Origin of the sequence: Pseudomonas folii (assembly GCF_014357575.1) — a bacterium.
GTDB classification, from domain to species: Bacteria; Pseudomonadota; Gammaproteobacteria; order Pseudomonadales; family Pseudomonadaceae; genus Aquipseudomonas; species Aquipseudomonas folii.
Genome location: NZ_JACONW010000003.1, coordinates 82,616 through 91,657 on the forward strand (window position 1 = coordinate 82,616; position 9,042 = coordinate 91,657).

8 protein-coding genes are annotated in these 9,042 nt (G+C 56.7%); 1 reads left to right on the forward strand and 7 read right to left on the reverse strand.

Annotated elements, in window-relative coordinates; genetic code table 11:
• Positions 1-14: 14 nt before the first annotated feature.
• From H8S59_RS01695 to H8S59_RS01725, 7 genes are all read right to left on the reverse strand, one after another.
• Positions 15-1,301, reverse strand: coding sequence for a CitMHS family transporter (locus H8S59_RS01695; protein ID WP_187520258.1), 1,287 nt, complete (start codon positions 1,299-1,301; stop codon positions 15-17).
• Positions 1,302-1,413: 112 nt separating this feature from the next.
• Positions 1,414-2,112 carry an RraA family protein gene (locus H8S59_RS01700; RefSeq protein ID WP_187520259.1) on the reverse strand — a complete coding sequence of 233 codons (699 nt, stop codon included), beginning with the start codon at positions 2,110-2,112 and terminating at the stop codon, positions 1,414-1,416.
• 13 nt (positions 2,113-2,125) lie between these two features.
• Positions 2,126-3,100: a hydroxyacid dehydrogenase gene (locus H8S59_RS01705; RefSeq protein WP_187520260.1), complete on the reverse strand. Its 975-nt coding sequence runs from the start codon at positions 3,098-3,100 to the stop codon at positions 2,126-2,128.
• A gap of 687 nt (positions 3,101-3,787) precedes the next feature.
• Positions 3,788-4,705, reverse strand: coding sequence for a LysR family transcriptional regulator (locus tag H8S59_RS01710; protein WP_095093302.1), 918 nt, complete (start codon positions 4,703-4,705; stop codon positions 3,788-3,790).
• Positions 4,706-4,869: 164 nt separating this feature from the next.
• A complete protein-coding gene (locus H8S59_RS01715) occupies positions 4,870-5,862 on the reverse strand; it encodes a sensor histidine kinase (protein ID WP_187520261.1) in 993 nt (330 codons plus the stop codon).
• 2 nt (positions 5,863-5,864) lie between these two features.
• On the reverse strand, positions 5,865-6,293 hold the full coding sequence (locus H8S59_RS01720; protein WP_187520262.1) for a response regulator: 429 nt from the start codon (positions 6,291-6,293) through the stop codon (positions 5,865-5,867).
• Positions 6,294-6,898: 605 nt separating this feature from the next.
• On the reverse strand, positions 6,899-7,780 hold the full coding sequence (locus tag H8S59_RS01725; protein WP_187520270.1) for an alpha/beta fold hydrolase: 882 nt from the start codon (positions 7,778-7,780) through the stop codon (positions 6,899-6,901).
• A 306-nt stretch (positions 7,781-8,086) separates the two neighbouring features.
• Here H8S59_RS01725 and H8S59_RS01730 point away from each other — a divergent pair, with 306 nt between their 5' ends.
• The gene (locus H8S59_RS01730) at positions 8,087-8,998 is read left to right on the forward strand and encodes a LysR family transcriptional regulator (protein ID WP_187520263.1); all 912 of its coding nucleotides are present in this window, start codon (positions 8,087-8,089) and stop codon (positions 8,996-8,998) included.
• Positions 8,999-9,042: the final 44 nt, after the last annotated feature.

The following is a 9,042-nucleotide window of genomic DNA, read 5'->3' on the forward strand; positions in this document are numbered from 1 at the left end:
CGATGGCCACTGCTTTAGTGCAGGATGGAAAGCGCGCCGATCAGCAGCGACATCACAAACATGACGCCCACGGTGCCCACCGACCATTTGAAAGAAATACGCTGGTTGTTCGCGTAATCGACATCCAGCAAACCGCACAGCAGGTAAGTCGATGCAACCAGAGGACTCAACACATGCACCGGTTGCCCGATCAGCCCGGCAACAGCCATTTCCATAGGCCCGATGCCATAGTGACTGGCGGTGTCTGCGAGGATCGGCAGGATGCCGAAGTAAAACGCATCGTTAGTGAGTACGTAGGTGCCCGGCATACTGATGAACGCGGTGATCAACGACATGTACTGCCCGGCCCACTGCGGGATGACGTAGATCAGGCTCTCTGAGATGGCCTTGATCATGCCGGTGCCGGTCATGATGCCGACGAAGATCCCGGCCGCAAAAATCAGCAGCGAGACCAGCATCACATTGCCCGCATGACGGGAGATCAGGGCTTTCTGGTCTTCGATTTTCGGGAAGTTGACCACCGCACCGATACCGAAGGCCAGCATGAACAGAATAGGCAGCGGCAACACGCTCATGACCATGCAGGCAATCAGGGCAATCGTCAGCACGGCGTTGAATGCGAAGCGCCAGTCCCCCGGTGCGGACTCCTGGAAGTGATCCATGCCCTCACCTCCTCGCAGCTCGATAACGCCCAAACGACGCTTCTCCATGCGCCCGAGCAGAAACGCGACAAACACCACCCAGGCCAGCGCGGCCAGCATCATCGGCAGCATTTCCATGAACAAATCGGCGACGTCCACGTGCATGGCACTGGCGGCGCGCGAAAACGGCCCGGCCCAGGGCAGCATGTTCATCACGCCGTTGCTGAGCAACAAAACGGTCGCCATGACTTGCAGGCGAATGCCTGTGCGTCGGTACAGCGGCAGCAATGCGGCCGTGGTGATGATGTAAGTCGTCGCGCCGTCGCCATCCAGACCGACACAGATGCCGAGAATGGCGCTGCCAATCACGATTTTCTGCGGGTCACCCTGAACCACTTTCAGGATCACTTTGACCAGCGGGTTGAATAGCCCGGCGTCGGTCATCATCGAAAAGTACAGGATCGCAAAAGTCAGCATGATGCCGGTGGGGGCAAGCATCTTCACCCCGTCGATCATCATCGGGCCCAGGCCCGCCGCAAAGCCGCCGATGCAGGCGAATACCACCGGTACCAGCATCAATGCCACCAAGGGCGAAAGACGGCGGCTCATGACCAGGTACATGAAGCAAATGATCATCGTATAGCTGAGGATCGTCAGCATGGTTTCCCTCTTGTTTTTAGTTTTATCTGGGTGACTTTTGACGAATTTGAAGCGCCGCCCCCCGCCGTCGATTGCCGAGGGCTATGGTCAGGCAAGCATCAGTGCAACGTATTCAGACCGGTAGACCTTTGGCGCGCAGTAGTGCGTCGAAGCGCTCTGGATCAGCGGTTCCAAGACGATTGTTTTCGCGAATAGACGCCTCACGCTCCAGGTGCGCGATGGCTTTCGGCAGCAGCGCCGCGACATCGGCCTGAGGGACTGCCAGCACACCGTCCGCATCACCGAGAATCAAATCGCCGGGCATGACGCACAGTCCGGCGCAGGCAATCGGCACATTGATTTCGCCGGGGCCATCCTTGCTTGGGCCACGATGGGTATGCCCTGCTGCAAACACCGGCAGGATGCCTTCGGCCAGCTCCTCGAGATCACGGACCGCCCCGTCGATAACGATGCCGCCAAGCTTGACCCGCAAGGCCGTCGTACGAACCAGGCCACCGATCACCGCCTGGCTGACATCGCCCGCGCCGTCGATGACCAATACATCGCCGGGCTGCACCATCATTAGTGCCTTATGCACCATCAGGTTGTCGCCCGGCCGAACGCGCAGGGTAAAAGCCGGGCCACACAACTTGAGCGACAGATCGCCGTGATAAACGTGCAGGCCTCTGGCGCCGATGCCGCGCCCCAGGCAATCCCCAGCCACCGCCACCGGAACGCTTCGGAAGGCTTCGATCAGTTCAGCATCGAGATCGCCGTTACGCGGATTGATGCGGTAGCCGGTTGGCCAGTCATTGAGAGCAGAAACGGTCATGGTAAATCTCCAGTCAAAGGGAAAGCAGGTCAGCGTTGACGCACGACGTACGCGGCACAGGCTTGCCGTCGAGAAAATCCAGAACGTTGTTGGCCGCGTCCCGAGCCATTGCAGCCAATGCAGCGGGGGTCGAACCGCCCACATGCGGGGTCAGCACGACGTTATCCAGTTGCAATAAGGGACTGTTGGACGGCAGAGGTTCGATGGCCATGGTGTCCAGACCTGCCGCGTACAATTGGCCGCTGCGTAGCGCGTCAACCAGAGCGGCTTCATCCACCACTTCGCCGCGAGCGGTGTTGATCAACACCGCGCCTTCGGGAAGCATTGCCAATTCGGTAGCGCCAATCAGGTTTCGGGTCTGTGCAGTGAGCGGCACGTGCAGGCTCAGGACGTGGCTTTCACTGAGCAACGCAGCCAACGATTGCACGGCCTCAGCACCCTGCAGATCACTGTCGGCGTTGAGAAACGGATCGTAGACCCGCACCCGCATACCGAGCGCCTGACACACCGTCGAGACTTTGCGCGCCACCTGACCAAAACCCACCAGGCCCAGCGTGCGCCCGCTCAACTCCAGCCCGTCTTGCGCACGAGACCAGCGCCCGGCGCGAATCTCGCTGTCCATCCAGCTGACTTTACGTGCCGCAGCGAACATCAGGCCCAGGGTCATTTCACACACCGACTGCGCGTTGGCACCGGGAGTGACGTAAACCGGAACGCCCCGGGCGCTCGCCGCAGCGACATGGATATTGCTGACGCCAACACCGTGTTTGGAGATGACTTTCAGGGTCGGGCAAGCGGTAATCGCCTGCTCGCTCAGCTCGAAAGTCCGGGAGATCACCGCGTCGATCGGCTCGCTGGCCATCAACCGCTCGATGTCAGCGACTTCCTGCCCGGCGCGAACAAACAACACCCGGCAGCCGCGCTGCGTGAGGATATCCAGTCCAGCCGGAGCCAGGCGTTCGGCGGTGACAAGAATGGAGTAAGTCATAAAGGACGCCTTGTTTTAATTATTGGCATCGGTTCAGACATCGACGGACGATATCTACCGCTTATGGCATCCATGTTTAACCTTTTCTTCGTATAAATCTATTTCCGCTTTTTTATTCAACTATGAATTAAATTGATGCAATTACCCACAGCCCGCCCTTGCTGGGGCAATGGGTAACACTCGGGAGACACTGTGTCCGGACACAGCGCAGTCGCGCAGCAAACACTATCCCTGTAGGAGCGCACGAGCATCGCGAGGCCGCGATAGCAGTGCATCAGACAACACGCTATCGCGCAGCAAACACTATCCCTTGCAGGAGCGCACGAGCACCGCGAGGCCGCGATAGCGGTTCATCAGACAAGACGCCATCGCACAGCAAACACTATTACTTGCAGGAGCGCACGAGCACCGCGAGGCCGCGATAGCGGTTCATCAGACAAGACGCCATCGCACAGCAAACACTATTACTTGTAGGAGCGCACGAGCACCGCGAGGCCGCGATAGCAGTGCATCAGACAACACGCCATCGCGCAGCAAACACTATCCCTTGTAGGAGCGCACGAGCATCGCGAGGCCGCGATAGCGGTGCATCAGACAACACGCCATCGCTGCCTCGAGATGCTCGTGAGCTTCTAAAGAAAAGCATCCCAGATCAGGTCATTGCATTTTTGTTTGATAGTAGAAGGGTCAGGTCAGATCGGAATGATCGGTGAAAAGGCCTGAGCCTTCGCGCTTGAGCAGGTCGACGACGTAAGCGGTGGGTGGCGAGATATAGGCTTCGCGGCGCATCACTAGACCGAAGCTGCGCTTCATGGTGGTTTCCGGCAATTGCACCTCACGCAAGGTAGCGCCAATCTTGCCCACGCCCAGGTTGTGCCTGGAAATGAAGCTCAACAGCGGCGTGTGAGCGATCAGCCGCGGCATCATGTTGATGGAGTTGGTCTGGATCTGAATCTGCGGCGTGTCCAGTTGATGGTTGAAAAAAGCATTGTCCAGCCAACGCCGCGTAGCCACCGTGGGTGCCGCCAGCACCCAGCGCCAGTCACACAGACCCGCCATGGTGATCGGCCCCTCGAACAACACATGGTCCGCGCTGGCGACCACCACAACTTCATCCTGCAACAGGGCAAAGGTTTCGAATTGCGAAACATCGACCGCCGACAACGGGCAAATCAGCAAATCCAGTTGCCCGGTCCGCAGCGAGTTCAGCAGGATATCGTTCTGGCCGGTGACCAGCTCCAGGGTCAAGTCCGGGGCCGTTTCCAGCAATAACGACACCAGACTTGGCAGCAGGTATTCAGCCGCTGTGGGCCCACAGCCCAGACGAACATTTCCCACGGTACCTTTGGCGAAGTCCTGAATTTCCCGACGGGTTTCCTGCACGCCCTGACGCAGATGACGCGCACGCATCAGCAGCAGTTCACCTGCGGGTGTGAGGCGCATGCGCCGTCCCTCACGAAAAAACAACGCCGTGCCGAGTGTCTCTTCCAGTCGTTGAATGCTTTTTGACAGTGCAGGCTGGGTGCGATGCAGTTTTTCACCCGCGCGCCCCAGATTGCCTTGATCAGCGATGGTTTCGAAGTAATAAAGGTCGCGTAAATCCATTCGTACACATCCACATGACGTTGGCTATTGCTCTGCCAAGATTGCACATTTGTCATGATGGCCGATGCGATGTGAATTCCCAACCCGAGTTGAGTCGGTGCGAAATCCCAATCGGCCTTCGTCTGTCTGGGCTGTAGAGCTATGGGATATAAAGCGCCTGCCGCTCAGTCGAGCAAAGAGAACCTGATTCTAGTCAAGGCACCGTTGCTGTTCTCACGAGTGACAGTTGCCTTACACCGGGACGCGAGCGCATCGACCAGCCCTAAACCACGCAAGCGTGACCCTTTCGTGGGTTGATTTCCCACCTGGCGTTGCTCGAAGCCAACCCCGTGATCGGCAATGACAATCTCCACCTCGCGATCTGCCTCTTTGCGAATCGAGAGTTCGACAGGTGAGGTACGAGAAGACCCGTGTTTTACGGTATTGGTCATCAGCTCGTTTACGATCAGGCCAATGTCAGAAGCGAATTGCATCGTCACATGCACTGACTTCACGTCGACCTCCAAAGCCGTTGCGTCGCCTGTTTCCGCCGTCAACGCGGCGCGTGCCAGATTCGGCAGATAGACAGCCAGATCAATTTTCCCCGTCACAGCCTTATGCAATTCAGCCTGAATAACGCCAACACCTTGCACACGATTCATGGCGTCCCGCATCAGCGCCTTTGCTTCCTCGCCCTCGGCTTTTAGAAGGGATAACTGCATAAAAGAAATAATCAACTGCAGATTATTTTTAACCCGATGATTCAGTTCTGCGAGAAGCACCTTCTGGTACGCCTCCATTTCCTTTTCATCGGTAATGTCGATGCAGGTTCCGAAAAAACCTGAAAACTCACCCTCGCGAAAATACGGCCTGCCGTTATTCAGGAACCAGCGATAAACACCATCATGGCGGCGCATTCGGTAACGCATGCTGAAAAGCTCACGCACCGCGAAAGCATTGGTGAACACAAGTTGGCAGAGTGCTTGATCCTCAGGATGAACATCCTGAAGCCATCCTGAGCCGTACAGCTCCTCCAGACTTCTTCCACTGAATTCACGCCATGGCTTGTTAAACCAGTCACATAGCTGATCAGTTCTGGAGCGCCAGATCATTACAGGCGCATTGTCTGCCAGTTCTTCGAAATCAATTCCGGCGAGCTCTGGAGATTCATCATTCATCGCTAAGCCTTCAGAGGCCCGGGGCGCTCATGGAAGATTTTCAAAGCACCAGGATTCGGGATATTCGAGGGCTTGCCTGCCAGCCAAAACCCGGCAATCAATGCAGCGTTGGTCAGATCATCAAGACTGTAGGGCTTACTTAAAACGCCAATTGACTCAGCCCCCCGCTCGCTGGCGGCGACAATCTGTCCGGTCACAAAAAGAGAAAAAATGCCGTGCTGGATACGTAAAAAATTAGCGACCTCAATGCCCTCTTCGTTTCCGGAGAGATTGATATCAACAAAAGCAACGTCTACAGGGAAATCCTTGGCAAGCCTCAACGCTTCGATTTCGTCATAAGCGGGTCCAACGATCTCATGACCCTCTTCTTCAAGCGCTTCAGCGTTCAGCAACGCCAGTATGGGGTCATCCTCAACAATCAAAATCCGCATAGTTTTCCTGAAAACGCTAACAGGTGAATGAAATACACCTCGTTAACTAAGTGACCCCTATGAAAATAGACAGTTTCATTGAGTATCACCGGCGTTCACGGATTAGCTCAGGGTTGAGGATCTGGGGACTTTACCACGGTGGCAGTTTATATATCGGGCGATGGAAGAATGGCGTCGCTAAATGCGCAGGGAGACTGAGAAAGGCGGAAAATTTTACTTATATTCATACGCTGGAAACATCCAAAAGCATAGGTATCGACATCAATTACACTCAAACGATTATCTTCACCATTATTTACCCAAGAGCTTCATGGCCTTCAACACGGCGTGTCCTGGCAGCGTTGCTGAATGACGCTCTATCTGAAAAAACGAAAATAACTGGATAGACGGCTTTCTGGAGGATTGGCTTTTGCCGGAGGGCCAATACATTTGCCAGTTATCCTTCTCCGGGATTGATGTCCTCCCGGCCAAAGCCGCTCCTGCGGGGCTCTGTTTGCTGCGCGACGCCGGGATGTGAAACGTCCTCTTTTAACCGGGCTCGAACGCCGATCATGAATTGCGCGCTGCAGCCTGCGACGCGCAAGCCATGTCGGCTGCCCTGATGCTTACTTCTTCAACTTGCGCGATAAAAATTCACGGATGTAGCCGGCCACTTCTGGCGCACGGGTTTCCAGCGTGAAATGGCCAGCATCCAGCAAATGCACTTCTGCATCCGGGATATCTTTACGATACGCCTCGGCCCCCGGCGGAATGAATGCAGGGTCGTGCTTGCCCCATACGGCCAGCAACGGCGGTTGGTGTTTGCGCAAATACGCCTGAAATGCCGGGTAAGCGGCCACATTAGTGCGGTAGTCGAGAATCAGGTCCAGCTGGATTTCTTCTGCGCCAGGCCGCGCCATGTACAGAATGTCGAGGTTGTAGCCGTCCGGCGAAAGCTTCTGCGGATCGGCTCCGGTGCCGTATTGCCAGTCACGAATCGTCTCCGGCGACAACGAAGGACGGCAGGCTTCGCGATTGGCCGCGGAAGGATCACGCCAGTAGGCTTGCCACGGATCCCACTGATCGCTGAAACCTTCCAGATAAGCATTGCCGTTCTGGCTGATGATTGCGGTCACCTTCTCCGGGTTTGCGGCGGCAAGGCGCAAGCCGGTTGGCGCGCCGTAGTCGAAGATGTACAGCGCGTATTTCTTCAGGCCCAGCGCCTCGGTGAAACCCTCGACCACCTTATATAAGTTTTCAAAGGTGTAATCGAACTGCCCGCGCGGCGGCGCTTTGGTGTTACCGAAACCCGGTAAATCCGGGGCGATGAGGCGGTACTGGTTTGCCAGCAAGGGCATCAGGTCGCGGAACATGTGGCTGGCGCTCGGGAAGCCGTGCAACAGCAAAAGTACCGGGGCGTCCTTGGGACCGACTTCGCGATAGAAGACCTCCACCTCGCCGACCTTCTGGGCATGAAACGTAACGCGGAACGCATCATCGAGTGCCATAACGTTTTCCTTGGTTGCAGGTGCCTTGGAGGATGTAGGGGCAGCGCTCGCGAATGACGCGCCCAGCGCCGCGGCAGCGCCGACAGCAGATGCCTGTAAGACCTTGCGCCGACTGACGCCATTTGCATCACGGGCTTCGGCGAATGGATCGGACTTGCTCATGGTAAGAACCCAGGTTGAATGAATAGGGGTCCATGCTATTCGTTGCCTCTTCTGCAGAGAATTACCAGCTAACTCAATTCACCATTTCTATTCCTGCAATGCTGCTAGCATTCCAGACACGCTACCTCATGCTACGAGTGAAACATGGATCGAATTCAGGAAATGACGCTCTTCGCCGCACTGGCCGAGCAAACCAGCTTCGCCGGGGTTGCCAGACACTTTGGTTTGTCCACCGCGACAGTCACGCGGGCCGTGGCCAGCCTGGAGACGCGGCTGGGGATTCTGCTGGTGGTGCGCACTACGCGAAATATGCGTCTAACTGAAGCCGGACAACGCTTTGCCATTGATTGCCGCCGTTTACTCGCCGACCTGGATGAGGCTGAAAACGCTGCGGGTGGCCTGCATACCCTTCCCGGCGGATTGCTGACGGTGACAGCGCCTCAGATGTTCGGTGCGCTGCACGTTACACCGCTGCTGACCCGTTTTCTCAGCCAGTACCCGTCTGTGGAGATCCGCGCGATTCTGGTTGATCGGGTGGTGTCCATGCTGGATGAAGGCATTGACGTTGCCGTGCGCATTGGTGCCCTGCCCGATTCAACATTGACGGCAATCCCGGTGGGCAGCGTACGCCGCATGGTCTGCGCCTCCCCCGCCTACCTGGCAGAACACGGCACCCCGCAGCACCCGGACGATTTACGCCAACACTCGACCATCTCGACATCCGCCTCAGAACGCCCACCTCAATGGGCCTTCCGGGTCGACGGGCGAGACTACACCGTGGATGTCGCTTCGCGGCTCAGCCTGACATCGTTCCAGGCTGCAATTGGCGGGGCCTTGCAGGATTGGGGGCTGACTCAAGTGCCGTATTACCAGATACGCAAACACCTGCGGGACGAGAAACTCAAGTGCGTGCTGCCAGGGTTCGAGATCGAGCCCGAGCCGGTACATGTGGTGTATCTGGAGGGGCGTCGTGGCTCCTCGAAGGTACGTTCGTTTGTGGATTTCTGTGTGGAAGGATTGAGGAAGGATCTGCGGTTTGAGGCGGGGATTGCTTGAAGGTGACGCTTTCAAACATCAAATCAATCATGACCCTCAAATGC